Raw genomic sequence first — 24,931 nt, 5'->3', positions numbered from 1 at the left:
TCACGATGAAACGGCCCGGCAAGGAGCTGTTCCCGCAGGACGGCATCACCAAGGCCGACCTCGTCGAGCACTACCGCCGGGTCGCCCCGCGCATGGTGCCCGAGCTGCGTGGCCGTCCCCTGATGCTGGAGCGGATGCCGGACGGCATCGACGGGCAGCGCTTCTACCAGAAGGAGGTCAGCGACTACTTCCCCGACTGGATCCATCGCGCGTCGGTGCCCAAGGAGGGCGGCGAGGTGACCCATGTGGTCGGCGACGACGCCGCCACCCTTGTCTACCTCGCGAGCCAGGCGTGCATCACCCCGCACCGCTGGCTGAGCCGCGCCGACCAGCCGCGCCACCCGGACCGGCTGGTCTTCGACCTCGATCCGCCCGCCGACGATTTCGAGCCGGTGCGGCGCGCCGCGCACCACCTGCGCCAACTGCTCGACGAGCTGGAACTCACCGCGGGGCTGATGACCACGGGATCGCGGGGCCTGCACGTCGTGGTGCCGCTCAACCGGCGCGACGACGCCGACGACGTGCTCGCGTTCGCCCGCGCCGCCGCCCGGGAACTCGCCGAGCGCCACCCGGAGGAGCTGACGGTCGAGCCCCGCAAGGACGCCCGCAAGGGCCGGCTCTACCTGGACGTCGCCCGCAACGGCTACGCCCAGACCGTCGTCGCCCCGTTCGCCGTCCGGTCCCGGCCGGGCGCCCCGGTGGCCGCACCCCTCGACTGGGACGAACTCGACGACCCCGAGCTGACCGCGCGCCGCTGGACGCTGGCCGACCTCGGCGACCGTCTCGACAAGGACCCCTGGGCGGGGCTCGGCCGCCACGGCGGCGGGGTGGAGGCGGCCACGCGACGCCTGGAGAAACTGGCCTGACGCGGACCGGCCCTACGCCCAATGCCGTTGCTTTACGGATTCGCGGGTTGGGGTCGTTGGATGCGGACGGCCTGGACACCGCCGCGGGCGGGCTGGGGGCAGGTCCGGTGTTCGGTCCGTTTGAGCCTGTAGTTGGACATCTTGCGTTTGACTACACGGGGCTGGCTGCGCAGGCGTCTGACCGGCAGGAGCCGCTCCAACAGGTCGTGCTCGAGCAGGACCAGCGCCTGGACCAGGAGGTCAGGGGGAAAAACGGCCCGGCGTGACGGTCACGCTGCGCCGGGCCGAGCGCAGGGTCTCGGTGAAGGAGATCCGGTCCGGATCCAGGCCGCCGGAGGCGGCGGTGCGAAACATCAGCTCACGCAGGGCCCGGTGGACCAGCAGGTGGGCCCAGATCTGCTGCAGCACCCCGTCCGGGGTCTTGCTGCTCAGCACGGTGTGCGCGCCGCGCTGGCGGGTCTTGAGCTCGGCCAGGACCGACTCGACTTCCCAGCGCTCTTGGTAGAGCGCGGCCAGTTGACGCGCCGGGAAGCGGCGGGCATCGAGCAGGCTGGTCACCAGCCGGTAGTCGCCGGCCGCCGGGCCGGCGTGGTCGAGCCGGTAGGCCAGGACCCTCACGGTGACCGGATCCCGCTTCGCGGAGTCGGTGCTGGCGTGGATGCGGGAGATCCAGGAGCCGTCCCGCAGCACCCGCTCGACTGGCAGGACGCGATTGGCGGGCACCCGCCACAACAGATCGGCGCCGCTGTCGGTGAAGGCCCGCCACAACGACATGCCGAGGAACTCGCGGTCGGCCAGCACCAGCTGGCCCGGCCCGCAGGAGCGGGGCAGGCGCCGGACCAGGGTGACCTCACCGGTGCGGCAGCCGGCCAGCTCCGCGTCCAGCACCAGATGCGTGCCAGTCTCCACCAGGCAGGCCATCCGCACCTGCGGGAAAGAACTCTTCTCCGGGCCGCGGGCGTTGCCCGGGCGGCCGAAGGCGGCCTCATTGGCCACCGTGTCGGCGACGTCCCAGCAGGTGCCGTCCACCGCCAGCAGCCGCAGGCCCCGCCAGAACACCCCCGGCGTGCTCTCGGTGCCCAGCGGTTTCGCCGTCGCGGTGAACAGCACCCGCAGCGGCTCACTCCCCAGCCGCTGCCGGGCCCGAAACAGCGAGGACTTCGCCGGAATGCGCCAGTCACCCAGCAGTCCCAGACCCCGCAGGCCCTCGACCAGGTGCCGCATAACCTCCAGATAGGGAGCGGGCGAGAAGAGCGCCAGGCCGAGCACGAAGTACACCACCAGCCGGGCCGGCAGCAGCCGTCTGCGTTGCTCCACCCGCCCGCAGGCAGCCACCACACGATCCACCAGACCCGGCGGATACACCCAGGTCAACAGCCCCAGACCCGATAAATCAGACACACTCACAGACACTGGCACCACCCCCGGGAGCAGTACGCAGCAGCCTACGCCGAACAGTTAAAACAACGGCATTGGCCCTAAGCCGCCTCCTCCTGCTGCCGCGTCAGGGCCGCGACGAGTTCGTCCCGGGTCATGGAGGAGCGGCCCGGGACACCCGCGTCGGCGGCGCGCCGGTACAGCTCGGCCTTGGTCAGCCCGTCGAGGGACGGCTTGCTCTTCCTGCCGCTCTTCTTGGACGTGCCGCTGTCCTTGGACCTGCCGCGCTCGGTGGACTTGCCGGACTTGCTGGACTTGGCGGGCTTCTTCGCCCGGTCGACGCTCGCCCGCAGCGCGTCCATCAGATCGACCACATTGGTCGACTCGGCGGGCGGCTCCGCCTTGTCCACCCGCTTGCCGCTGCGCTTGGCCTCGATGAGCGCGTTCACCTGCTCCTGGTACGTGTCGTGGAACTCCTCCGGCTTCCACTCCATGCCGAGCGTGTCGACGAGCTGCCGGGCCATCTTCAGCTCGCGGTCGGTGACCTTCGTGCGGCCCGGCAGGTTGTCGATCTCGCTGCGCGGGTCCCGGATCTCGTCGGCCCAGTGCAGCGTGTGCAGGGTCAGCAGCCCGGCCTCCGCCTTCACCGCGACCAGGTACTGGTGGTTGCGCATGACGAACGTGGCGATCCCCGCCCGGCCCGCCTCGGCGAGCGCCTTCTCCAGGAGCGCGTACACCTTCGTGTACTGCTCGCCCTTCGGCCCGAGGTAGTACGTCTTGTCGAAGAAGACCGGATCGACGTCCTCCAGGTCCACGAACCCCGTGATCTCCAGGGACTTGGAGCGGCCGGGCGCGATGTCGTCCAGCTCGTCCGGCTCGACCACCACGTACTGGTCGCCGTCGTCGAACGCCTTGACCACCTCGTCGAGCGGCACCTCCTCGCCGGTCCGCTCGTTCACCCGCTTGTTGCGCACACGGTCGGAGGTGCCGCGCTGCACCTGATGGAAGCGCACGGTGTGGTTCTCCGTGGCCGTGTACATCTGGACGGGCAAGGACACCAGACCGAAGGTCAGCGTGCCGCTCCACACCGGACGCGCCATGCGCGAGGCCCCTTCCTGCTCTGCTCCGCTTCCCCTCATCGCACCCCGCCCGGCGCCCCGCCGCATCCCGGGGCGGTGTGGCGGGGGAGCGGGCGCTGCGTGGGGCGATGCTCGCGTACGGGGCGCCGCGCGCCCTGACGGCCAGCGGCGCGGCCGTCGACGCGCTGCGCGCCGCGGGCGTCCGGCGCGTCGCGGTCGTCCACCCACGTGTACGCCGTGGCGGAGGAGCAGGTGGTGGAGGCCGTCGTCGCGGGCGACCGGCCCGGGGCCGACGCCGTGTTCGTCGCCTGCACCTCGCTGCCCACCTACGACGTGCTGCCCCGCCTGACGGAGCGCCTCGGCAAGCCCGTCGTCAGCGCCGTGCAGGCCACCGCCAGGGCGCTCGCGCAGGAGCCCGGTGCGTGGCTCACCGCGCCGGGCGCCAGTCCGCGTTGACGGCGAACTGCGCCCCATCGGGGTCGCAGAGCACCGCCTCCGTGCCGTCGTCGGCGATCCGCAGGACGCTTCCGCCCCGGGCGCGCGCCGTCTCGGCGCAGGCCCGCACGTCGGGCACCGAGAAGTGCACCTGCCAGCGCGGCCGGATCGACGGGTCGGGCGCCGCCTCCACCGCCCCGGAGTGGATCCGGGCCACGATGTCGCCCCGGCTGCGCAGCACGACCTCCTCGTCCTCGTACTGCACGTCGCAGGAGTCCGGGGCGTCGGAGGCCCAGCCGAGCACCTCGCCGTAGAAGATGGCCGCGTCGAAGGCGTTGCGCGTGTACAGCGCCACGAAGGCGGGGGCGGCGCGGCGCCACTCCTCCCAGCCCGCGACCAGCGCGCCCTCCCAGATGCCGAAGACCGCTCCGTCGCGGTCGGCGAGGAGCGCGGCGCGGCCCGGCGGGAAGGAGATCGGCCCGACGGCCGTCGTCCCGCCCCGCTCGTGGCTGCGCGCCACCGTCTCGTTGGCGCTGGACGCGGCGAAGAACGGCGTCCACGCCACCGACGTCTGCCCCATGCTCTTCGCCTCGGACACACCCGCCACCGGCACCCCGCGCACGCTCGCGAACCGGTACTGCTCGCCCATCGCCCCGGTGTGCCACTCCCAGCCGAGCACGGCGCCGTAGAAGTCCTCCGCGACCCGCAGGTCGTACGTGGACAGGCTGACCCAGCAGGGGGCGCCGAACACCGACCTGCTGGCCGGGGTCTCGCTCACGGGTGTGTTCTGGCTGTTCATGTGCGTGCAGCTCCGAGGTCGATGAAGGCCCCCACCCGTATTCCCGGCCACCGGCACCCCACCGCGCGCGACTGCCCGGACCACACCCATTAGACACTGGCGGCTCGCCGTCCCGCCTCCGCTGGGCCTCATCCTTTCGGTCACTGTCCGCTCGCACACTCGCCGGGCCCCGCGTCAGATGGGAGCAATCCGGATCCGGGTGGGAGGCCCGCCGGAGGGTACGCGGAAGGTCATCGCAGAGCGGGGCGGACGAGTGAGCCGCGCCGGTTCCGGAAGGAGAACAGCAATGCCCCGAGGTTCCAGCCCGAAGCGCGAGCGCCAGTACGAGCACATCAAGGAGGGCGCGGAGAAGCGCGGCACCTCCGAGGGGCGCGCGAAGGAGATCGCGGCGCGCACCGTGAACAAGGAGCGCGCCCGTTCCGGCGAGTCGAAGCAGGCGAGCAAGGTGTCGACGCAGGACAAGAAGTCCGCGCCGCAGCGCGGCGGCGAGCGCTCCCACAGCGGGTCCCAGGGGCCGACCAAGGACCAGCTGTACGCGGAGGCCAAGAAGAAGAACATCGAGGGCCGCTCCTCGATGAACAAGGAGCAGCTGGCGAAGGCCGTGGGCCGCTGAGCGCGATACGGCACAGCGCAGGTGGGGCCGGGCCCCGCGGAACACGATCCGCGGGGCCCGGCCCCTGTCATGGCGCCGCCCGCGTCACACGGTGGTGCCGAACCGCTCCCAGACGCGGTGCTTGGCGAGCAGTTCCTTCATTCGGGTGAGGACCGCCGCGCCGCTGTCACCGATGACGATGCCGGGGTCGGCGGTCGGCAGGCCCGCGGCCTCGATGGTCTGCTCGGCGCCCGCCCAGCCGCCGATGGCCTTGCCGTGGCGGTAGGCCTCCTCCAGCAGGAGCCGCACGCGCGGGTCGAGCGTCGCGGTGGCGCTGTCCGCCTTGGCGTCCCGCGCGGGGATGGCGTCGGCGCCCGCGGCGGGCACCCCGACCACCACGAGGGCGTCGAACTCGATGGAGCGGGCCGTGGCGAAGGTCCGCTGCACCGTGACGGGGTCGCCGTCCGGGTCGAGCTTGCCGCCCGCCGGGGCGATGACCAGCGGCACCATCCCGCCGTCGAGCAGGGTCCGACGGAGAGTCCGCACACCGTCCAGGTCGACCGTCCCGTCGGTCACGATGCCGATGAGCCGGCCGTCCGCCGGCCACTCCTGGCCGATCTGGGAGAGCGCGGGGCTCGGCTGCGGGTCCGTCAGCGGCACGGTCGGCGCGGGCGCGGGCAGCCCGAGCGAGGCGGCGACCTGCGCGCACAGTTCCGCGTCGATGTTGGCCAGGACCTGCAGGCCGCGCTCCTTGACCGCCTGCTCGTAGCACTTGCCGAGCTCGAACGAGTACGCGTTGACGATGTGCTCGCGCTCGGGCGGCGTCATGCTCAGCCAGAACAGCCGCGCCTGGCTGAAGTGGTCGTCGTAGGAGGCGGGCGCCTCGCGGACCTTGCGGGAGGCGGGCAGTTCGACGGGGACCTCGATGTCCGCGCCGTTCGCCGCGCCCGCCATGAACGGGCAGCCGCCGTCGAGCGAGTTCGGCCGGTAGGGCGCGACGCCGCGGTGCACGGCCGTCTGGTGCATGCCGTCGCGCAGCATGTCGTTGACGGGGGCGTGCGGGCGGTTGATCGGCAGCTGGGCGAAGTTGGGGCCGCCGAGCCGGCTGATCTGGGTGTCCAGGTAGGAGAAGAGGCGGCCCTGGAACAGCGGGTCGTCGGTGACGTCGATGCCGGGGACGAGGTGGCCGAGGTGGAAGGCGACCTGCTCGGTCTCGGCGAAGTAGTTCGAGGGGTTGCGGTTGAGGGTGAGAAGGCCGATCGGCTGCACCGGGGCCAGCTCCTCGGGCACGATCTTCGTCGAGTCGAGGAGGTCGATGCCCTCGAAGGTCTGCTCGGGGGTGTCGGGGAACGTCTGGATGCCCAGCTCCCACTGCGGGTAGGCGCCCGCCTCGATCGCGTCGGCCAGGTCGCGGCGGTGGAAGTCGGGGTCGACGCCGCCCGCGATCTGCGCCTCCTCCCAGACCAGGGAGTGCACGCCGAGCTTCGGCTTCCAGTGGAACTTCACCAGCGTCGTCTCACCGGCCGCGTTCTCCAGGCGGAAGGTGTGGACGCCGAAGCCCTCCATCATCCGGTAGGAGCGCGGGATGCCCCGGTCGGACATGTTCCACAGCGTGTGGTGCGTGGCCTCGGTGTGCAGGGTGACGAAGTCCCAGAACGTGTCGTGCGCGCTCTGCGCCTGCGGGATCTCCCGGTCCGGGTGCGGCTTGCCCGCGTGGATGATGTCCGGGAACTTGATGGCGTCCTGGATGAAGAAGACCGGGATGTTGTTGCCGACGAGGTCGAAGGTGCCCTCGGAGGTGTAGAACTTCGTCGCGAAACCGCGGGTGTCGCGGACCGTGTCCGCCGAGCCGCGGGAGCCGAGGACGGTGGAGAACCGGACGAAGACGTCGGTCTCGACGTCCTTGCCGAGGAACGCGGCCTTCGTGACCCCCGCCGCGTTGCCGTACCCCTTGAACACACCGTGGGCCGCGGCGCCGCGCGCGTGGACGACGCGCTCCGGGATGCGCTCGTGGTCGAAGTGGGTGATCTTCTCCCGGAAGTGGTGGTCCTGGAGCAGCACAGGACCGCGCGGGCCCGCCTTCAGCGAGTGGTCGGTGTCGTAGAGGCGGTCGCCTTGCGCGGTCGTGAGGAACTCGCCCTGCTGGGCGACGTCGTCCTGTGTGTCGCGGGACGGGGCGCCGGTGGGGCTGGTCGGCCGGGGTCCGCTCTGGTCGGCCTTGGGCGGCAGGGGGCCGCGGGGCTCGGTCGGCTCGGCGAACGCGGGCGACTCCACGTTGGGCTTGCCGGGGACGCCGTCCTCCGGGCCTTCGGGGGCCGTCGCGCCGGTCACGGTCTCCTTCACCTTCTCCGCCGCGTCCCGGAAGGGGTGGCCGTCGTCCATCTTTGTCTCTCCTTCGATTGCGCCGCGCAACCTGGTTCAAGGGCGGCCTTCGTGAAGCGAACGGAACAGGAGTACCCGAATCCGTACGTATCCCACGGGGCTGTTCAGTTAGCTTTGCCCGCGGCGTCGCGCCGCCGGTGCAGCGCGGCGACGGCTCCGAGGACGACGCCGACCGCGAGGACGATCAGGCCCCGGATCCACACCTCGCCCTCGACCTGCGTGGCGAGGACCACGCAGGAGGCGGCGCCGAGGACGGGGATGACCGTCCACGCGCGGAAGTGCGGGGGTGTCGAGGTGTCGCGGCGCAGCACGAGCACGGCCGTGTTGACCAGGAAGAACACCACGAGCAGCAGCAGGACGAGCGTGGAGGCGAGGGTCTCCACGTCGCCGGTGAGGGCGAGGAGGAAGGACAGCAGCGTCGTCACGGCGATCGACACCCACGGGGTGCCGCGGCCGGGCAGTACGTGGGTGAGGACGCGGGGCAGCAGGCCGTCCCGGGCCATGCCGAACGCGAGCCGCGAGCTCATGATGCCGGTGAGCAGCGCCCCGTTGGCGACGGCGACGAGCGCGATGGCGCTGAACAGCTTCGGCGGCACCCCGCCCGCCTCCCGCACCACTTCCAGCAGCGGCCCGCTGGAGTGGGCGAGGGTGTCGGTGGGGACGGCCGCCGAGGCGACGATCCCGACGAGGGCGTAGACGACACCCGCCGTGATCAGGGCACCGAAGAGCGCGCGCGGGTAGGAGCGGCGCGGATCGCGGGTCTCCTCGGCGACGTTGACCGAGGTCTCGAAGCCGACGAAGGAGTAGTAGGCGAGCACGGTCCCGCTCAGCACCCCGGCGGCGGCGCCCGTCTCGGAGGTGCCGAGCTCGACGAGGCGTCCCGCGTCGCCGTCCCCGCGCACGAACAGGACCACGCCGAGAGCGACGACGATGAGCAGTCCGCCCACCTCGACGACGGTCGCGGCGACGTTGGCGCGGGTCGACTCGCTGATCCCGCGCGCGTTGAGCAGCGCGAGCGCGCACAGGAACACGGCGGCGACCAGGACGACGGGCAGGCTGATGAAGGCGGTCAGATAGTCACCGGCGAACCCGCGGGCGAGCGCTGCCACCGAGACGATCCCGGCGGCCAGCATGCAGAACCCGGCGAGGAACCCGGCGAACGGGCCGTAGGCGAGCGTCGTGTAGTGAGAGGCGCCACCGGCCCTCGGGTACTTGGTGGCGAGTTCGGCGTACGAGGCGGCCGTGAGCAGCGAGAGCAGAAGCGCGAGGACCAGCGGCACCCACACGGCGCCGCCGGACTCGGCGGCCACCTGCCCGACGAGCACGTAGACGCCCGCGCCGAGCACGTCGCCGAGGATGAAGAAGTAGAGCAGGGGTGTCGTCAGGGTCTTCCTCAGTCCGCTGCCCTGCGCCGCGGTCGTGGACGGGCCGGCCGGGGCCGTCACCGCTGAGCCTCATCGCGTACGTCCATGGTGATCACCCTGCGCCGGTTTCCCGGGGGCGGCCACCCGAAACGATCAACGTCGGTGTGCGGGTTCGGCGCGGAACGGGGTAAAGGAGCCGCATGCACACTCACAGCCGAATCGTTCTGGCCGCCGAGGGCGGTGGCTCACTCGTCTTCATCGTCGTCGGCCTCGTCGTGGTCCTCGGACTGCTCGCCATGTTCGTGACCGGACGCCGCCGCGCGGCCCGCCGCACCCAGCCCAGCAGGCCCGCCCCCGGCACGCCCGCCGAGGGCGCCGAAGCACAGCGCGGTACCACCTGGCAGACCCCCGCCGACGACCCCGACCAGGGGCATCCCCGTCCGTGAGGCGTGCGGGGGCGGGTTTTTCAGGCGTGGTCCCGCACTAGCCAGTTGATGGTCTGCGCCATGGCCGACAGGGACAGCACGAAGTCGACCTTGCCCGTGCCGATCGCCGACTTGGGCATGCCGTGGAACTCGGCGGTCTCCGGATCCTGCACCAGGACCGTTCCGCCGTGGGCCTTGACGGCCTCGATGCCCCGCGCGCCGTCACTGTCCGAACCGGTGAGGACGCAGCCGACGAGCGGTCCGAACGCCTCGGCCGCCGACTCGAAGAGGGGGTCGGCGGCGGGGCGGGCGAAGTTGACCCGCTCCTCGCGGGTGAGGGAGAGCGTCCCGTCCGCGCGCACGCACAGGTGCCGGTCGGGCGGGGCGATGTGGACGGTCGCGGCGCGCGGGCGCTCCCCGTCCTCGGCGAGCTTGACCGCCAGGGAGGTGGCGCGGGACAGGATCTCCACGATGCTCGTCTCGCGGGCCCGGTTGAGGTGCTGGGCGATCAGGACCGGCACCGGCAGGTCGGGACGCAGGCCGCGCAGGAGCGTGGTCAGGCCCTGGACGCCGCCCGCGGACGACGCGATCAGGACGGCCTCGCACGGGGCACCGGTCTTCTCCCACGAGGCTGTGTCCACCAGGGCAGATTAACGCGCCTCGGCGCCGTCGGGTGAGCCGCGGAAACGGGCCAGTGTGCCGGCGAACTCCTCGGCGCGGGCCAGCTGCGTGCGCAGGTCCGCGATCCGGTCGAGGGTGGCCTGCTCGAAGTCCCGAACCCGGGCGAGCAGTTGGGCGCGGACGTCCTCGGTGAGTCCGTCGGCGGAGTCGAGCCGGTCGGTGACCGCGAGCAGGTCGCGCATCTCGTCGAGAGTGAAGCCGAGCGGCTTCATGCGGCGGATCACCATGAGCCGCGCGACATCGGCCTCGGTGTAGAGCCGGAAGCCGCCCTGGGAGCGGGCCGAGGGGATGACCAGGCCGGTCTCCTCGTAGTGCCGGATGGTGCGCAGGGACAGCTCGGTTCGTGCGGCGACCTCGCCGATCCGCATGTGCCCGCCGCTCACGCGTCCACCTCTCCCGGTCGTTGTGCAGGAAACCCTACCCTAACGTTAGGGTAGGGTTGGGTTGTCTGATCCCCCCTCCTCACGACCCGACAGGTGCCGCTTCCCTTGTCCCCCTCCGCTGCCGCGCGCCTGCGCGTGCTCAAGCCCGACTGGCTCTCCGACCCCAAGGTGTGGCGCACCGAGGTGCTCGCCGGTCTCGTCGTCGGGCTCGCGCTGATCCCCGAGGCGATCTCCTTCTCCATCATCGCCGGGGTCGATCCGGCGATCGGGCTCTTCGCCGCGTTCACCATGGCCGTGACGATCTCGGTCGTGGGCGGCAGGCGGGCGATGATCTCCGCCGCCACCGGCGCCGTCGCGCTCGTCATCGCGCCGCTCAACCGCGAGCACGGCTTCGGCTTCCTCGTCGCGGCGGTGATCCTGGCCGGGATCTTCCAGATCGCGCTCGGTGCGCTCGGCGTCGCGAAGCTGATGCGGTTCGTGCCGCGCTCGGTGATGGTCGGGTTCGTCAACGCCCTCGCCGTCCTGATCTTCATGGCGCAGGTCCCGGAGATGCACGACGTGCCCTGGGCCGTCTACCCGCTGATCGTCGGCGGTCTGCTGCTCATGGTGTTCTTCCCCAAGGTCACCAAGGTGGTTCCGGCGCCGCTCGTCTCGATCGTCGTCCTGACCGTCATCACCCTCGCGGCCGGGATCGCCGTGCCGACCGTCGGCGACAAGGGCGAGCTGCCCTCCTCGCTGCCGGTGCCGGGCCTGCCCGACGTGCCGTTCACCCTGGACACGCTCACCACGATCGCCCCGTACGCGCTCGCCATGGCCCTCGTCGGACTCATGGAGTCGCTGATGACCGCGCAGCTCGTCGACGACATCACCGACACCCGCTCCAACAAGACCCGCGAGTCCATCGGCCAGGGCATCGCCAACATCGTCACCGGCTTCTTCGGCGGCATGGGCGGCTGCGCCATGATCGGCCAGACGATGATCAACGTACGGGTGTCGGGCGCCAGGACCCGGCTCTCCACCTTTCTCGCGGGCGTCTTCCTGATGGTCCTGTGCGTCGTCTTCGGACCCGTCGTCTCCGACATCCCGATGGCCGCGCTCGTCGCGGTGATGGTGATGGTCTGCTTCGCGACGTTCGACTGGCACTCCATCGCGCCGAGGACGCTGCGGCGGATGCCCGCGGGCGAGATCGCCGTCATGGTGATCACCGTCGCCATCGTGGTCGCCACCTCCAACCTCGCCATCGGCGTGGTCGTCGGCTCGGTCACCGCCATGGTGATCTTCGCCCGGCGCGTCGCCCACCTCGCCGAGGTCACCCCGGTCCTCGACCCGGACGGCGACCGGGTCGTCTACGCGGTCACCGGCGAGCTGTTCTTCGCCTCGTCCAACGACCTCGTGACGCAGTTCGACTACGCCGCCGACCCCGACAAGGTCGTCATCGACCTCTCCGCCACCCACATCTGGGACGCCTCCTCGGTCGCGGCGCTCGACGCCATCGAGACCAAGTACGCCCAGCGCGGCAAGAGCGTCGAGATCATCGGCCTCAACGCACCCAGCGCCACCTTGCACAAAACGCTCAGCGGCACGCTCGGCGGGGGCCACTGAACCGCTCGGATAACATGATCGGCCGCACAGGCGACGCCAAGCCACTTCTCACCAGACGGCCAGACACGTGAACACGAACACCCCGCGAATACCCTCGCGTCCAGCAGAGACAACCCCGCCGTCCAGGTGGCACCGGCCGCGGGTCCTGCTGTGGGGCGCGGCGGGGGTGGCGACGCTCGGCTTCCTCGTCGCCCTGGAGATCGCCGCCCGCCGCTACGGCACGGCGGGCCCGATCACCCACCAGGCCCGCGAGGTGATCTTCGCCCCCGAGTCGGGGCCGCTGCTCTACGCCGGCATGGCGCTGATGCTGGTGGTGCTCACGTGGCGGCAGCGGTTCATCGCGGTGGGCGCCGCCGTCGGCATCGACCTCGTCCTCCTCCTCGTCCGGTGGCTCGCGGGCGCCCGCGTCGAGTTCGGCAACGGCGCGCTGTGGGTGATCATCGGCTGCGCCGTCCTCGCCGTCACGCGCCGTACGGGAGCCGAGCGGACCCTGCTCCTCAAGGGCGTCGGCCTCGGCCTCCTCCTCATCGCCGGACACAAGACCGGCGACACGTGGCTGCTCATCACGTCGAAGGAGCGCCCGAACGTCCTCGACCCGTACGTGGCCACCGCCGACCACGCGCTCGGCAACCCGTCCTGGCTCGTCGGGCAGTTCGTCGACGCCACGGGCCCGGTCGGCGAGGGCATCCTGCACGCCGTCTACGGCCAGCTCCCGCTCGCGGCGGCGATCATCGCCCTGTACCAGCTGCGCAACGTGTCGGCCGAACGCCGCTTCCCGGGCCACCACCTCGTCCGCACCTTCCTGGTCATCGGCCTGCTCGGCCCCGCCCTCTACATGATCTTCCCCGTGGTCGGCCCGGTCTTCGCCTACGGCGCCGACGGCGGGCAGTGGGCCGTCGCGAACCTGTGGCCGGACACAGTCACGGCGATCGCCGCCCCGCACCCGATCCCGTTCGACGGCATCACCCCGCGCAACTGCATGCCCAGCCTGCACACCGCCTGGGCCGTCACGATCTTCATCCACTCCCGCAAGGGGGCCCGCTGGCTGCGGTACGCGGGCACCTTCTGGCTGGTCGCCACGCTCACCGCGACGCTGGGCTTCGGCTACCACTACGGCGTGGACCTCGTCGCCGGAGTCGTCTTCGCCCTGACCATCGAGGCGGCCATGCGGGCGTTCGAGCGCGGCTGGGACGCCGAGGCCGTCCGCCTGATCTGCCACGGCACGCTCGTCCTCGCGCTGCTCCTGGCCGCCTACCGCTACCTGCCGCTGCGGATGGCCGAGCACCGCTGGCTCTTCGGACCGCTGCTCCTCATCGCCATGGGTTCGGTGATCTACGGCTACGTCCGCACCACCAAGCGCTGGCAGCGGCCTAGGGCCACCCCGGCCCCGCTCCCGGAGCCGCAGCTCGCCCAGGCGTGACGGGGCCGGCCGCGCGGATGGCGGAGGGGATGCCACCGGCCTAGCGTGGAGGGCTCAGGCGTCGGGCCGCCGCCGCGCGGGCCCGGCGAACCCGGCCGACGGAAGGGTTCCGGACCATGCCCGCACCGCCCGAAGGCGCGCCCGTCTGGGCCGACGCCGTGTTCCCCGACCTGGAGGCGGCCAAAGCCTTCTACACCGAGCTGTTCGGCTGGTCCTACGACCCCGGCGCCGAGGAGCACGGCAACTACACGCAGGCGACAACGGCCGCCGGCAAGCACGTCGCCGCGCTGATGCCGCAGCTGCCCGGCGGGGAGAGCGCCCCGCCCGCCTGGAACCTCTACTTCGCCACGTCCGACATCGCGGCGACCGCCGAGCGCGTCGAGCGGGCCGGCGGTGTCCTCGCGATGGAGCCCATGCAGGTGGGCGACGCCGGCACGATGGTCACCGCCCAGGACCCCGCGGGCTGCTCCTTCAGCCTCTGGCAGCCCGCCGCGCACGAGGGGTTCGAGACGGTCAACGAGCCCGGCGCGTTCTGCTGGGCCGAGATCAACTCCCGGGACGCCGCGAAGACCGACGCGTTCTTCACCGCCGTCTTCCCGTACGAAGTGAAGAAGGTCGCCGACGAGCACGTCGACTTCCACGTCTGGCAGCTCGGCGGCCACCCGGTCCTCGGCCGTATGCGGATGACCGACGCGTTCCCCGAGCCCGTGCCGTCCTACGTCAACGTGTACTTCGTCGTCGAGGACTGCGACGCGGCGCTCGCCACCGTCCAGCGCCTCGGCGGCACCCTGCACTTCGGGCCGGTGGACAGTCCCTTCGGCCGGTTCGCGGCGGTCGCCGACCCGCAGGGCGCGGCGTTCACCGTCATCGACGTCACCGCCGCCAAGGGGCAGATGCCGGACTTCTCCTGACGGTGCCCGTCAGCCCTCGTCGGGGAGGCTGAAGCCCAGCTCCTGTGCGGCGAGCCGGGGCGTGGGCTGCGCCCACCGCTCCACCGCCTCCCGCGTCAGCGTGGAGGAGAGGGAGCGCGGCTCGGCGCGGTCCAGATAGAGCGTGCCGTCCAGGTGGTCGGTCTCGTGCTGGACGATCCGGGCCGGCCACCCGGCGACCTCCTCGTCCACCGCGCGCCCCCGCTCGTCGAGGGCGCGCAGCCGCACCCGCTCGTGCCGGGCGACCACGGCCTGGTAGCCCGGCACGCTCAAGCAGCCCTCGTAGAAGGCGACCCGGCGCCCGCCCACGTCCTCGTACGCCGGATTGACCAGCACCCGGAACGGCAGCGGGGCGCGGCCGCGCGCGATACGCACCTCGTCGGGGACGGTCGCCGCGTCCTCGATCACCGCGATCCGCAGCGGCAGGCCGATCTGCGGGGCGGCGAGCCCGACGCCGGGCGCCGCGTGCATCGTGCGCCGCATCGCCTCGACCAGGCGGGTCAGGCAAGCCTCGGAGAGCTGGCCGTCGTACGGCTCGGCGGGGCGGCGCAGGACGGGGTCGCCCGCGGCGACGATCGGCAGCGGCGCCCCGTCGGCGAGCAGCGCCTCGACGTGGTCGGTCAGTGACGTGGACGGCATCGCGCCAGCATGCCAACAACGATCGCCGCGCGGCAACGCGGACCCGCGCCCAGACGCCTGCGGGTGTGTTGCGCGGGTGTGAACACGTTGCGACCTCGTGAACACTGCATGTGTTCGGGAATGTCGGCTCTGACCTGGGAGTTTCATGGCTCGGTACACGACGGGCCGAGGGACGGGAGACAGGTCGGGATGACCGGGACGCAGACATTCGAGGTGCTCGGGGCGGGGAGCAGTGTGCACCCGCTCGACAATCCGGCGTACGCGTCGCTCACCGGACCGCACGCCCGCTTCGCCGAGCGGCGCGGCCGGGTCCTTCGCTACCCCCTCGACGTCTCGCCCTGGCTGGCGCTGCCCGACGACCCGGGCCCCGGGGACTGGGGGGACCTCGCCGCGTTCGCGGGCCCCGACGCGGAGGTGCCGCTGCCGGGGACGACCCGCGAGCTGCCGGATGGCTGGGAGCTGACCCAGGACATCCCGGGCGTGCAGCTCGTCGACGTGGCGGTCGACGCGGCGCACGACAACGAGGCGGTCCGGCTGACCCCGGCCGACGTGCCGGAGATGCTCGACCTGGTCGCCCGTACCCGGCCAGGGCCGTTCCTGCCGCGCACCATCGAGCTGGGCACCTACCTCGGCATCCGTCGCGACGGCGCCCTCGTGGCGATGGCGGGGGAGCGGCTGCACCCGCCGGGCTGGACCGAGATCAGCGCCGTGTGCACCGACGCCGGACAGCGCGGCCAGGGGCTCGCCGGACGGCTCGTCCGGGCCGTCGCCGCCGGGATCAGGGAGCGCGGCGAGACCCCGTTCCTGCACACGGGCGAGGGCAACACGACAGCGATCAGGCTCTACGAGTCGCTCGGCTTCGAGCTGCGCCGCAGGACCCGCTTCCGCGCGGCGCGCGTACCCGAACTCGCCGCGTCCGTCTGAGAGTTCAGTCCTCCCGGGACGCCTCGTTGTAGCGCGTGAGGTATGCGGCGAACCGCGTCAGGTCGCCCTCGGACCAGTCCGCGAGGCGCTCGCCGAACATCTTGCGGCGGCTGACCGTCACCTGCTCCAGGATCTCCGCGCCCGCCGGAGTCGGGAGCAGAACCTGGACGCGGTGGTCGTCCGGGTCGACGCGGCGCATCACGAGACCGGCCCGCTCCAGCGCCGCGACCTGCCGGCTGACCGTCGACTTGTCGAGCGCGTAGTGCGCGGCGAGATCGGTGGCGCGGCAGCCGCCCCGCTCGTCGAGATGGCTGAGCAGGGTGAACGAGACGAGGGAGAGCTCGGGGTGCATCCGGGCCGCCGTCGCGCGGGCGCGGCGCGCGAACGACGTCAGCTCCCGCTGGATGGTCTCCACGGCCGACGCGCGGTCGGCGGGGCGGTCGGGGTCTGCCACGTGCGGATTCCTTTCGGGCTGCTGGTTGCACTCTACAACCCCACGTCGGACGGCGGGCGGGACGGTGCGCCGCGCATTAGCCTCCGGAGCATGAGTCACATGAGCGATACGCCCGCTGTGTCCGACCACTGCACCCTCGTCCTGAAGCCGCGGCTCACCGACGCCGAGGGCCGCCCCGACCACGGCAATCCGCTGCGGACCGTGCGCGTGGTCGCCACCGGCGACGAGGGCGCGTCCGGCTATCCGCGCTACGAGGGCGAGGGGGTGCAGGCAGACATCGACCCGCGTACGCGCACCGTGGAGGCGGTGACCGTGGACGGCGAGGAGTTGCCGTACGGGATGGTGGCGGAGGTCGCGGACGCGCAGGGGTAGCGGACGCGCAGGGGTAAGGGTCGCCTTCCGTGGCGCAGCTCTCTTATGCAACTTGTTGCAATAGAGCTGTGGCGTCGTCTAGAACAGAGTCGACGTTCGCCGCGCCCGGAGGCCCCCATGACCCGTTACCCGCATCTGCTCGCCCCGCTCGACCTGGGCTTCACCACCCTGCCCAACCGCGTCCTGATGGGCTCGATGCACGTGGGTCTGGAGGAGGCGGAGAACGGCTTCGCCCGCATGGCCGAGTTCTACGCCACCCGCGCCCGCGGCGGCGTCGGCCTCATGGTCACCGGCGGCATCGCCCCGAACGAGGCCGGACGCCCCTACGAGGGCGGCGCCAAGCTGACTACCGAGGCGGAGGCCGCGCAGCACCGCGAGGTGACCGACGCCGTGCACGCGGCGGGCGGCAAGATCGCCCTGCAGATCCTGCACTTCGGGCGGTACGCCTACCACGAGAACCTCGTCGCGCCGAGCCCGCTGCAGGCACCCATCAGCCCGTTCGTGCCGAACGAGCTGACCGGCGCCGAGGTCGAGCAGACCGTCGAGGACTTCGCGCGCGCCGCCGAACTCGCCAAGGCGGCGGGCTACGACGGCGTCGAGGTGATGGGCTCCGAGGGCTACCTCGTCAACGAGTTCATCGCCGCCCCCACCAACCGGCGCACTGACCGCTGGGGCGGCTCCTACGAGAACCGCATCCGCTTCCCCGTCGAGATCGTTCGGCGGGTGCGCGAGCGCGTCGGCGCCGACTTCATCGTCATCTACCGGCTCTCCATGCTGGACCTGGTGCCCGGCGGTTCGACCCTGGAGGAGGTCGTGCACCTCGCCAAGGAGATCGAGGCGGCCGGTGCCACGATCATCAACACCGGCATCGGCTGGCACGAGGCCCGCATCCCCACCATCGCGACGTCCGTGCCGCGCGGTGCCTACACCTGGGTCACCAAGAAGGTCATGGGCGAGGTCTCCGTGCCCCTCGTGACCACCAACCGCATCAACACCCCGGAGCTTGCCGAGGAGTTGCTCGCCGACGGCGCCGCCGACATGGTCTCGCTCGCCCGGCCGATGCTCGCCGACCCGGACTTCGTGAACAAGGCCGCCGCGGGCCGCCCCGAAGCGATCAACACCTGCATCGGCTGCAACCAGGCCTGCCTCGACCACACCTTCAGCGGCAAGATCACTTCCTGCCTCGTCAACCCGCGCGCCTGCCACGAGACCGAGCTGGTCCTTTCGCCGACCCGGCTGCGCAAGCGCGTCGCCGTCGTCGGCGCGGGCCCGGCCGGTCTCGCCTGCGCCGTCACCGCCGCCGAGCGCGGCCACGACGTCACCCTCTTCGACGGCGCCGCCGAGATCGGCGGCCAGCTCAACGTCGCCCGCCGCGTCCCCGGCAAGGAGGAGTTCGACGAGACGCTCCGCTACTTCCGCACACAGCTTCAAGAGCACGGCGTGCGCGTCGAGTTGAACACGCACGTGAGCGCCGCCGACCTCGACGCGTACGACGAGGTCGTCGTCGCCACCGGCGTCGGGCCGCGCACCCCGGCCATCGACGGCGTCGACCACCCGAGCGTCGTCGGCTACCTCGACGTGCTGCGCGGCGGCGCGCCCGTCGGCGACCGCGTCGCCGTCATCGGCGCGGGCGGCATCGGCTTCGACGTCGCCGAGTACCTCACCGACGGCGGCGAGAAGGCCAGCCAGGACCCGGCCGCGTACTTCCGGCTCTGGGGCGTCGACATGGACTACGCCGACCGCGGCGGCCTCACCCGCCCCGAGCGGCCGGCGCCGCCGCGCCAGGTCCACCTCGTCCAGCGCAAGACTTCCAAGGTCGGCGCGGGCCTCGGCAAGACCACCGGCTGGATCCACCGCACCGAGCTGCGCCACCGCGGCGTCACGATGATCGCGGGCGCGACGTACGACCGGATCGACGACGCGGGCCTGCACCTCACGCTCGACGGCGAGCCCACGCTGATCCCCGTCGACACGGTGGTCCTGTGCGCGGGGCAGGAGCCGGAGCGGTCCCTCTACGACGACCTCGTCACGGCGGGCCGCACCCCGCACCTGATCGGCGGCGCCGACGTCGCCGCAGAACTGGACGCGAAGCGCGCCATCAAGCAGGGCACCATCATCGCCGCGTCCCTCTGAGCCGGGTGGTCACGTGGCCGGGCCCGCCGGCCGCGTGACCATCCTCACAGTCCCTGGGCTTAGGGTTGCCTCATGTCACTGCCGCACGCGATCCTCACGGCTCTCCTCGAGAAGCCGTCGTCGGGGCTCGAACTGACCCGCCGCTTCGACAAGTCGTTCGGCTTCTTCTGGTCGTCCACGCACCAGCAGATCTACCGCGAGCTGGGAAAACTGGAGCGCGACGGCCTCATCCGCGTCCTGCCCGCCGACCTCCCCGCGCGCGGACAGAAGAAGGAGTACGAGGTCCTGCCCGACGGCCGCGTCGAGCTGGCCCGCTGGACGGCCGCGCCGCAGGACCCCAAGACGATGCGGGATCCGCTCCTGCTGCGGCTGCGCTCCGCCGCCGTGGTCGGCACGGCCGGGATCGACACCGAGCTGCGCCGCCACCTGGAGCTGCACCGGCAGCAGTTGGAGATGTACCGGGACATCGAGAAGCGGGACTTCCCGCCCGAGAAGGACTCCATGCCCGACCGGCTCCAGCACGCGGTGCTGCGCGCCGGGATCGACCTGGAGACGTTCTGGGTGGAGTGGCTGGAACGGACCTTGACGGACCTTTCTTAGCCCCTCCGGCGATTGAGGAGCGGGGTCCGGGGCGGAGCCCCCGGGCCGCACCCCTACAGGGTCGGACGGGTCGGATCCCAGTCGGAAGGGAGCGCGGTCGGCCGCACCAACTGCTCCGGCACGCGCGTGAACTCCCCCCGGGACGCCGAGTCCGTGATCGCCGCCATCGTCCGCAGGACATGCAGGGCCAGCGCCCCGGACGCCCGCGGCGAAGCCCCCGACCGCAGCGCCCGCGCCATGTCGACGACGCCCAGACCGCGCCCGTCCGTACGGCCCTGGACCGGCAGTTCGGCCCAGTCGGACGCGTCGTTGGGGCGCAGCCGCAGCGGCCCGCCGAACGAGTTGGGGTCAGGGACGAAGAGGGTGCCCTCCGTGCCGACCACCTCGAAGTGGAGGTGCGGATGCGCCGAGTCCCAGCTGAACACGGACGTCGCGGTCGGCCCCGAGGCGAAGTCGAGCAGCGCCGAGACATGGGTGGGCACGGCGACGGGAAACGTCCGCCCGGCCGTCGGCCCCGACCCGGCCGACCGGATGTCGCGGGCCCTGCGCACCGACGCCGCGACCCGCTCCACGGTGCCGAACAGCGCGACCAGCGCCGTCAGGTAGTACGGGCCGAGGTCGAACAGCGGCCCCGCGCCCGGCTGGTAGAAGAACGCCGGGTCCGGGTGCCAGCGCTCGGGGCCCAGGCTGCGCAGCGCCGTGGACGCGGCGACCGGCACCCCGATGTGCCCGGCGGCGACGGCCCGCAGCGCGGACTGCAGACCCGCGCCGAGGAACGTGTCGGGCGCGCTGCCCACGAGCAGCCCCCGCTCGGCCGCCTCCGCGAGCAGCTTCTCGCCCTCGCCGGGCACCAGCGCGACCGGCTTCTCCCCGTACACGTGCTTGCCCGCGCGCAGCGCCGCCCGTGCGACCTCGACGTGCGCGGCCGGAACCGTCAGATTGACGACGATCTCGATCTCGGGCACGGCGAGGACGGTGTCCACGTCCCCGGCGAGCGGGATGCCATGGGCCTGTGCCGCTGCCTCGGCGCGGCGCACGTCGAGATCGGCGACGGCGAGGACCCGTACGTCCGGGAAACCGGACAGGGTCGTCAGATACTCCTTGCTGATCACGCCCGCCCCGACGACGGCGACCCCCACCGGACCTGAACCCACGCTGCCCCCACGGTTGTTCGCGGACGATCACTCGGCTCCGGGGACGGTAAGCCGGGCCGCGCCGCGCCCACAAGAGGGCCCTACGACAGGGTTCAACGCGGGCGCAGGTACCAGTACGCGCCCGCCGCCGCGGCGACGAGCAGCGCGCCGCCCACCGCGTACCGGAACGGCAGGGGGTCCTTGAGGGTGCCGCCGAGCCCGCCCCGTACGCCGCCGACCGGGTGCGGTGTCGCGGAGGCGGAGGCCGCGGGGGTGGCCGGGGCGGGGGCTGTGGCGGAGGCCGCGGCGGAAGGCGGGGCGGAGGCGGCCGGTGAGGTGGCCGGGCTCGCCGACACGATCACCGGGACCGGGCCCTGCGTCGTTCCGTCGGGGCAGACGATCACCACCTGGTACAGCCCGACGCGCAGGTTGCGCCAGGTCGCCTTGCCCGCGCGGAGCGGTGTCCGCTTCCCCTGCGCGGCGTCGGCCTCACCGGAGGCGAGGAGGACAGCGGTGCCGTCGCGCGGGCAGGCGGCCGTCGCGGCCGTCACCGTCGAGCCGTGGGCCGTGACGTCGACGCCCTCGGCGAAGGCGTCGCCCGGGGCGGCGAGCGTCCAGGACAGCGCGGTCAGCGCCGCGACGGCGAGGGCGCGGCGGACGGAGGGCTGGGCGTCGGTGCGCATGACGCCCAGCCAACCGCGCGGACGCGGGCGGACGCATGCGCACTGCCGCCGGGCAGGTGACGGGCTCCGCCGTCCGGCCCCGCCGGGTGGGCGCCCGCTACCCGCCCGTCGTCACCGTCCGCTCCGGCGAGAACGCGCCCCACGTGCCGTCGGGCAGTTGCGCGCGCAGCTTCACCCGGTGCCGGGCGCCCGCCTCCTTGCCGATGTAGAAGCTGTACGCGGACCCGCCCCGCGGCGCGCTCTCGCCCCACATCACGGTCGTCGCCTGCTCCCCGTCCAGGTAGACCTGGTAGGCCGGGACCTCGCCGCCGGTCTTCGGCGGCGTCCACCTCAGGTCGATGTAGTAGGCGCCCTCCGCGCGCCGGGTCGCGGCCCGGAAGTCGTCCGGCGCGGTCCCCGGGCCCTCGTCCTTGCCCCGCGCGGTGGTCAGCGGCACGGTGTCGCTCGCGGGGGAGACGTTGTCGGCGGCGTCCCGCGCCCGCACGCTGAACCGGTAGGCGGTGCCCGGCCTGAGCCCGGTGAGCAGGGCCCGGGTCTGGGTCCCGTCGACGCTGTGGATCTTCGTGGTGCCCTGGTAGACGTCGTACGAGACGACTCCCTTGTCGTCCGTCGCCCTGCGCCACGTCAGGGAGACCGCCCGGCCGCCGTCCACGTGCCCGCGCAGCCCCTCGGGCCGCCCCGGCGCCGAGCGGTCCGCGGCGACGGCGGCCGGGGTCCTGACGCTGACGCGCCGGCTCACCGGCCCGAGCGAGCCGTCCTTGCCGCGCGCCCGGACCGTGAAGACGTACCGCGTCTTCGCGCGCAGGCCGGTCACGTCCACCATGTGCTGCTGTGCGGTCAGCTCCTTGACCCGCACCGAGCCGCGGTACACCTCGTACCCGGTGACGTCCGTGGTGCCCGTCGGCCGGTTCCACATGACGTGCACGGAGGTGGCGCTGCCCGCCTGCGCCGTGACGCCGACGGGTGCGGTGAGGGCGGGGCCGTCGGCCTTGGCGTCGTCGTCCGCGAACGGTCCGCAGCCGGTCAGGGCCGTGAGCAGCGCGGCGGCGCAGGCCGCGTGGGGGAGCAGAGTGCGTGGGGGACGCGTCGCACGGGGTTGCCTTCCGCTCGGACCACATTGGTACAGACCTGTAGGCAACCTGTATGGCACGAGTGACGCGTCCCCATCAAGGGGCGGTACCGAATCCTCGCAGTACTTACTGCGCGCGAGGCTTACTGCTTGCGGTACGTGTACGCCTCCTGCGCCGACGCCACCACCGCCTCCAGGTCCGCCCCCGCCGAGGCCGAGACGACGGCGGCGATCGCGCCCTCCACGAACGGGGCGTCCACCAGGCGCGTGTGCTCCGGGAGTTCGTCGCCCTCGGCGAGCAGCGCCTTCACGGTGAGGACCGCGCTGCCGAGGTCGACGAGGACCGCGACGCCCGAGCCGCGGTCGACCTCCGCCGCTGCCGCCGAGATCCGCTCGGAACTCGTCCCCAGACCGCCGTCCTCCGTGCCGCCCGCCGGGGCCACGGGCGCGGTGGCGCCGCCCCCGGCGAGCCCCGCGGCGAGGCGTGCCACGGACTCGGCGACCTCCTTGCTGTGCGACACGAGCACGACGCCGACGGGCTTGTCCGGGGCGCTCACGCGGCGGCCTCCGCGGTCTCGGCCAGCGCGCCGATGAGCAGCGCCGACGAGGTGGCCCCCGGATCCTGGTGACCGATGCTGCGCTCGCCCAGGTAACTCGCCCGGCCCTTGCGGGCCTGGAGCGGGGTCGTCGCCTCCGCGCCGTGCTCGGCGGCGGCCCGTGCCGCGCCGAAGTCACCGCCGTTGAGCGCGTCCACCGCCGGGACCAGCGCGTCCAGCATCGTCTTGTCACCCGGCGCGGCCCCGCCGAGCGCCGCCACCGCGTCCACCCCGGCGCGCAGCGCCTGCGCGAAGTCGGCCTCGCCGACCTCGGCCGCGTCGCCGAGCGCCTTGCCGGTGCGGCGCAGCAGGGTGCCGTACAGGGGCCCGGACGCGCCGCCGACCGTCGAGATCAACTGCCGTCCGGCGAGCATGAGTACGGCGCCGGGCGTGTCGGGCGTGTCCTTGTCGAGGACGGCCCGTACGGCGGTGAAGCCGCGCTGCAGATTGCTGCCGTGGTCGGCGTCGCCGATGGGGGAGTCGAGATCGGTGAGGCGGGCGGCCTCGCGGTCCACGGCGGCCGCGGTCGCCGCCATCCAGCGCCGGAAGAAGTCGGCGTCGAGCACAGGGTCTCCTTGCGTGGTGGGTACGGGATGCGGGGATGCGCGGGGCGTCACATGCCCCAGCGCAGGCCCGCCGTGCTGACCGGCGCGTCCCACAGGCGCAGCAGCTCCTCGTCCGCCTGGCACAGCGTGACGGAGGCACCGGCCATGTCGAGGGACGTGACGTAGTTGCCGACGAGGGTGCGGGCGACGGGCACCCCGCGCTCGCCGAGCACCCGCTGCACCTCGGCGTTGAACCCGTACAGCTCCAACAGCGGCGTCGCGCCCATGCCGTTGACGAGGGCGAGCACGGGGCTGGTCGGGTTCAGGTCCTCCAGGATCGCGTCGACGGCGAAGTCCGCGATCTCCCCGGACGTCATCATGGGGCGCCGCTCGCGCCCCGGCTCGCCGTGGATGCCGATGCCCAACTCCAGTTCGCCGGGCGGCAGATCGAAGGTCGGCGAGCCCTTCGCGGGCGTGGTGCACGCGCTCAGCGCCACGCCGAAGCTCCGCGAACTCTCGTTGACCTGCCGGGCCAGCGCCTCCACGCGCTCCAGGGGCTGCCCCTCCTCGGCGGCGGCGCCCGCGATCTTCTCGACGAACAGGGTCGCGCCGGTGCCGCGCCGCCCGGCCGTGTAGAGGCTGTCGACGACCGCGATGTCGTCGTTCACCAGCACCTTGGCGACCTGGATGCCCTCGTCCTCGGCGAGTTCGGCCGCCATGTCGAAGTTGAGCACGTCACCGGTGTAGTTCTTCACGATGAACAGGACGCCCGCGCCGCTGTCCACCGCCGCCGCGGCCCGCACCATCTGGTCCGGCACCGGAGACGTGAACACCTCGCCGGGACAGGCCGCGGAGAGCATCCCGGGGCCCACGAACCCGCCGTGCAGCGGCTCGTGCCCGGAGCCGCCGCCCGACACGAGCGCGACCTTCCCGGCGACCGGCGCGTCCCTGCGCACGATGACCCGGTTGTCGACGTCCACGGTCAGCTCCGGGTGGGCCGCCGCCATCCCGCGCAACGCGTCGGCGACGACGGACTCGGCCACATTGATCAACATTTTCACGGGTGCCTCCGGGTGACGTGGGCAAGGCTTGGCCCGCGCGGAGCGGCCCGCGCGTGCTGGTCCGACGCCAGTATCGACCGTCTGTTCAATCCCGGGCCAGGACCACCACCGCGTTGTGCCCGCCGAAACCGAAGGAGTTGCTGACGGCGACCGGCGCGGACACCGGTCGCGCCGCCCCGGTGACGACGTCGATGTCGCACGCCGGGTCCAGGTCGGTCAGGCCCGCCGTCGGCGGGACGAGGTCGGCCCGCAGGGCCAGGACCGTCAGCGCGGCCTCGATCGCGCCGGCCGCGCCCAGGGTGTGGCCGAGCGCCCCCTTCGCGGAGGTGACGGGCGGCCGGTGCGGGAGGACGCGCGCCAGGACCGCCGCCTCCACCGCGTCGCCGCG

The 24,931-nt window shown here is 72.6% G+C and carries 26 protein-coding genes and 1 pseudogene; 11 read left to right on the top strand and 16 right to left on the bottom strand.

Going from position 1 to position 24,931, the window contains the following annotated elements:
• Positions 1-5: 5 nt before the first annotated feature.
• Entirely contained in the window at positions 6-866 is an 861-nt protein-coding gene (gene ligD / locus N5I75_RS13810; protein ID WP_476677889.1) for a non-homologous end-joining DNA ligase, read from the top strand.
• Between the two features lie 240 nt (positions 867-1,106).
• On the opposite strand, the gene N5I75_RS13805 is transcribed toward ligD, so the two are convergent.
• Positions 1,107-2,267 carry an IS4 family transposase gene (locus tag N5I75_RS13805; RefSeq protein WP_476677332.1) on the bottom strand — a complete coding sequence of 387 codons (1,161 nt, stop codon included), beginning with the start codon at positions 2,265-2,267 and terminating at the stop codon, positions 1,107-1,109.
• Positions 2,268-2,344: 77 nt separating this feature from the next.
• Complete coding sequence (gene ku / locus N5I75_RS13800; RefSeq protein WP_476677330.1) at positions 2,345-3,343, bottom strand: non-homologous end joining protein Ku; 999 nt, start codon at positions 3,341-3,343, stop codon at positions 2,345-2,347.
• Positions 3,344-3,559: 216 nt separating this feature from the next.
• Between ku and N5I75_RS13795 the strand changes: the two genes are divergently transcribed.
• A complete protein-coding gene (locus N5I75_RS13795; RefSeq protein WP_476677328.1) occupies positions 3,560-3,778 on the top strand; it encodes an aspartate racemase/maleate isomerase family protein in 219 nt (72 codons plus the stop codon).
• Here the strand turns inward: N5I75_RS13795 and N5I75_RS13790 are convergent.
• Positions 3,750-4,556, bottom strand: a complete 807-nt coding sequence (locus tag N5I75_RS13790; RefSeq protein ID WP_476677326.1) for a VOC family protein — start codon at positions 4,554-4,556, stop codon at positions 3,750-3,752. The genes N5I75_RS13795 and N5I75_RS13790 overlap by 29 nt on opposite strands.
• A gap of 286 nt (positions 4,557-4,842) precedes the next feature.
• On the opposite strand from N5I75_RS13790, the gene N5I75_RS13785 reads away from it, so the two are divergent.
• Positions 4,843-5,169 carry a plasmid stabilization protein gene (locus N5I75_RS13785; RefSeq protein ID WP_361078886.1) on the top strand — a complete coding sequence of 109 codons (327 nt, stop codon included), beginning with the start codon at positions 4,843-4,845 and terminating at the stop codon, positions 5,167-5,169.
• 84 nt (positions 5,170-5,253) lie between these two features.
• On the opposite strand, the gene N5I75_RS13780 is transcribed toward N5I75_RS13785, so the two are convergent.
• Both N5I75_RS13780 and N5I75_RS13775 read right to left on the bottom strand, forming a co-directional pair.
• Complete coding sequence (locus tag N5I75_RS13780; RefSeq protein WP_476677324.1) at positions 5,254-7,530, bottom strand: catalase; 2,277 nt, start codon at positions 7,528-7,530, stop codon at positions 5,254-5,256.
• 104 nt (positions 7,531-7,634) lie between these two features.
• Positions 7,635-8,975: an APC family permease gene (locus tag N5I75_RS13775; RefSeq protein WP_476677322.1), complete on the bottom strand. Its 1,341-nt coding sequence runs from the start codon at positions 8,973-8,975 to the stop codon at positions 7,635-7,637.
• Positions 8,976-9,094: 119 nt separating this feature from the next.
• Here N5I75_RS13775 and N5I75_RS13770 point away from each other — a divergent pair, with 119 nt between their 5' ends.
• A complete protein-coding gene (locus tag N5I75_RS13770) occupies positions 9,095-9,340 on the top strand; it encodes a DUF6479 family protein (protein WP_476677320.1) in 246 nt (81 codons plus the stop codon).
• Positions 9,341-9,360: 20 nt separating this feature from the next.
• Here N5I75_RS13770 and N5I75_RS13765 read toward each other — a convergent pair whose 3' ends face one another.
• Complete coding sequence (locus N5I75_RS13765) at positions 9,361-9,960, bottom strand: chemotaxis protein CheB (protein ID WP_476677319.1); 600 nt, start codon at positions 9,958-9,960, stop codon at positions 9,361-9,363.
• Between the two features lie 9 nt (positions 9,961-9,969).
• Positions 9,970-10,383, bottom strand: a complete 414-nt coding sequence (locus N5I75_RS13760; protein ID WP_476677317.1) for a MerR family transcriptional regulator — start codon at positions 10,381-10,383, stop codon at positions 9,970-9,972.
• 105 nt (positions 10,384-10,488) lie between these two features.
• On the opposite strand from N5I75_RS13760, the gene N5I75_RS13755 reads away from it, so the two are divergent.
• From N5I75_RS13755 to N5I75_RS13745, 3 genes are all read left to right on the top strand, one after another.
• Entirely contained in the window at positions 10,489-11,985 is a 1,497-nt protein-coding gene (locus tag N5I75_RS13755) for a SulP family inorganic anion transporter (RefSeq protein ID WP_476677316.1), read from the top strand.
• A 145-nt stretch (positions 11,986-12,130) separates the two neighbouring features.
• Positions 12,131-13,405 carry a phosphatase PAP2 family protein gene (locus N5I75_RS13750; protein ID WP_476677887.1) on the top strand — a complete coding sequence of 425 codons (1,275 nt, stop codon included), beginning with the start codon at positions 12,131-12,133 and terminating at the stop codon, positions 13,403-13,405.
• A 116-nt stretch (positions 13,406-13,521) separates the two neighbouring features.
• Positions 13,522-14,316 carry a VOC family protein gene (locus N5I75_RS13745; RefSeq protein WP_476677314.1) on the top strand — a complete coding sequence of 265 codons (795 nt, stop codon included), beginning with the start codon at positions 13,522-13,524 and terminating at the stop codon, positions 14,314-14,316.
• Between the two features lie 9 nt (positions 14,317-14,325).
• Here the strand turns inward: N5I75_RS13745 and def are convergent, their stop codons facing one another.
• Positions 14,326-14,973 (bottom strand): peptide deformylase, encoded by a 648-nt coding sequence (gene def / locus N5I75_RS13740; RefSeq protein ID WP_476677312.1) that lies wholly within the window; start codon positions 14,971-14,973, stop codon positions 14,326-14,328.
• A 189-nt stretch (positions 14,974-15,162) separates the two neighbouring features.
• Here def and N5I75_RS13735 point away from each other — a divergent pair, with 189 nt between their 5' ends.
• Positions 15,163-15,897, top strand: coding sequence for a GNAT family N-acetyltransferase (locus N5I75_RS13735; protein WP_476677310.1), 735 nt, complete (start codon positions 15,163-15,165; stop codon positions 15,895-15,897).
• 4 nt (positions 15,898-15,901) lie between these two features.
• Here N5I75_RS13735 and N5I75_RS13730 read toward each other — a convergent pair whose 3' ends face one another.
• On the bottom strand, positions 15,902-16,351 hold the full coding sequence (locus N5I75_RS13730) for a MarR family winged helix-turn-helix transcriptional regulator (protein ID WP_476677308.1): 450 nt from the start codon (positions 16,349-16,351) through the stop codon (positions 15,902-15,904).
• A gap of 99 nt (positions 16,352-16,450) precedes the next feature.
• Here N5I75_RS13730 and N5I75_RS13725 point away from each other — a divergent pair, with 99 nt between their 5' ends.
• The 3 genes from N5I75_RS13725 (at position 16,451) to N5I75_RS13715 (ending at position 19,456) form a co-directional block, all read left to right on the top strand.
• A complete protein-coding gene (locus tag N5I75_RS13725) occupies positions 16,451-16,723 on the top strand; it encodes a hypothetical protein (protein WP_476677885.1) in 273 nt (90 codons plus the stop codon).
• Between the two features lie 117 nt (positions 16,724-16,840).
• On the top strand, positions 16,841-18,856 hold the full coding sequence (locus N5I75_RS13720; protein WP_476677306.1) for an oxidoreductase: 2,016 nt from the start codon (positions 16,841-16,843) through the stop codon (positions 18,854-18,856).
• Between the two features lie 72 nt (positions 18,857-18,928).
• Positions 18,929-19,456 carry a PadR family transcriptional regulator gene (locus tag N5I75_RS13715; RefSeq protein WP_476677304.1) on the top strand — a complete coding sequence of 176 codons (528 nt, stop codon included), beginning with the start codon at positions 18,929-18,931 and terminating at the stop codon, positions 19,454-19,456.
• A 53-nt stretch (positions 19,457-19,509) separates the two neighbouring features.
• Here the strand turns inward: N5I75_RS13715 and N5I75_RS13710 are convergent, their stop codons facing one another.
• The 7 genes and pseudogenes from N5I75_RS13710 to N5I75_RS13680 form a co-directional block, all read right to left on the bottom strand.
• Positions 19,510-20,610, bottom strand: a complete 1,101-nt coding sequence (locus tag N5I75_RS13710; protein ID WP_476677302.1) for a Gfo/Idh/MocA family protein — start codon at positions 20,608-20,610, stop codon at positions 19,510-19,512.
• Positions 20,611-20,702: 92 nt separating this feature from the next.
• A complete protein-coding gene (locus N5I75_RS13705) occupies positions 20,703-21,272 on the bottom strand; it encodes a hypothetical protein (RefSeq protein ID WP_476677300.1) in 570 nt (189 codons plus the stop codon).
• 97 nt (positions 21,273-21,369) lie between these two features.
• Complete coding sequence (locus N5I75_RS13700) at positions 21,370-22,341, bottom strand: fibronectin type III domain-containing protein (protein ID WP_476677883.1); 972 nt, start codon at positions 22,339-22,341, stop codon at positions 21,370-21,372.
• Between the two features lie 143 nt (positions 22,342-22,484).
• Positions 22,485-22,898 (bottom strand): dihydroxyacetone kinase phosphoryl donor subunit DhaM, encoded by a 414-nt coding sequence (gene dhaM / locus N5I75_RS13695; RefSeq protein WP_476677299.1) that lies wholly within the window; start codon positions 22,896-22,898, stop codon positions 22,485-22,487.
• On the bottom strand, positions 22,895-23,503 hold the full coding sequence (dhaL, locus tag N5I75_RS13690; protein WP_476677297.1) for a dihydroxyacetone kinase subunit DhaL: 609 nt from the start codon (positions 23,501-23,503) through the stop codon (positions 22,895-22,897). The genes dhaM and dhaL overlap by 4 nt, the downstream gene beginning before the upstream one ends.
• Positions 23,504-23,550: 47 nt before the next feature.
• Positions 23,551-24,543, bottom strand: a complete 993-nt coding sequence (gene dhaK, locus N5I75_RS13685) for a dihydroxyacetone kinase subunit DhaK (protein ID WP_476677295.1) — start codon at positions 24,541-24,543, stop codon at positions 23,551-23,553.
• Between the two features lie 85 nt (positions 24,544-24,628).
• Positions 24,629-24,931 (bottom strand): annotated as a pseudogene (locus tag N5I75_RS13680) (3-oxoacyl-ACP synthase); the annotation flags it as partial.

The organism is Streptomyces sp. R818 (genome assembly GCF_056172735.1).
The sequence above is the reverse complement of the archived record's forward strand: the minus strand, read 5'-3'. Positions and strand labels throughout refer to the sequence as shown.

Excerpts from the sequence above, each read along its gene's own strand:
- N5I75_RS13720 (WP_476677306.1), top strand. The coding sequence starts at position 16,841 with ATGACCCGTTACCCGCATCTGCTCGCCCCGCTCGACCTGGGCTTCACC.
- ligD (WP_476677889.1), top strand. The coding sequence starts at position 6 with ATGAAACGGCCCGGCAAGGAGCTGTTCCCGCAGGACGGCATCACCAAG.
- N5I75_RS13785 (WP_361078886.1), top strand. The coding sequence starts at position 4,843 with ATGCCCCGAGGTTCCAGCCCGAAGCGCGAGCGCCAGTACGAGCACATC.
- def (WP_476677312.1), bottom strand. The coding sequence starts at position 14,973 with ATGCCGTCCACGTCACTGACCGACCACGTCGAGGCGCTGCTCGCCGAC.
- ku (WP_476677330.1), bottom strand. The coding sequence starts at position 3,343 with ATGGCGCGTCCGGTGTGGAGCGGCACGCTGACCTTCGGTCTGGTGTCC.
- N5I75_RS13770 (WP_476677320.1), top strand. The coding sequence starts at position 9,095 with ATGCACACTCACAGCCGAATCGTTCTGGCCGCCGAGGGCGGTGGCTCA.
- N5I75_RS13780 (WP_476677324.1), bottom strand. The coding sequence starts at position 7,530 with ATGGACGACGGCCACCCCTTCCGGGACGCGGCGGAGAAGGTGAAGGAG.
- N5I75_RS13790 (WP_476677326.1), bottom strand. The coding sequence starts at position 4,556 with ATGAACAGCCAGAACACACCCGTGAGCGAGACCCCGGCCAGCAGGTCG.
- N5I75_RS13725 (WP_476677885.1), top strand. The coding sequence starts at position 16,451 with ATGAGCGATACGCCCGCTGTGTCCGACCACTGCACCCTCGTCCTGAAG.
- N5I75_RS13705 (WP_476677300.1), bottom strand. The coding sequence starts at position 21,272 with ATGCGCACCGACGCCCAGCCCTCCGTCCGCCGCGCCCTCGCCGTCGCG.
- N5I75_RS13745 (WP_476677314.1), top strand. The coding sequence starts at position 13,522 with ATGCCCGCACCGCCCGAAGGCGCGCCCGTCTGGGCCGACGCCGTGTTC.
- N5I75_RS13715 (WP_476677304.1), top strand. The coding sequence starts at position 18,929 with ATGTCACTGCCGCACGCGATCCTCACGGCTCTCCTCGAGAAGCCGTCG.
- N5I75_RS13735 (WP_476677310.1), top strand. The coding sequence starts at position 15,163 with ATGACCGGGACGCAGACATTCGAGGTGCTCGGGGCGGGGAGCAGTGTG.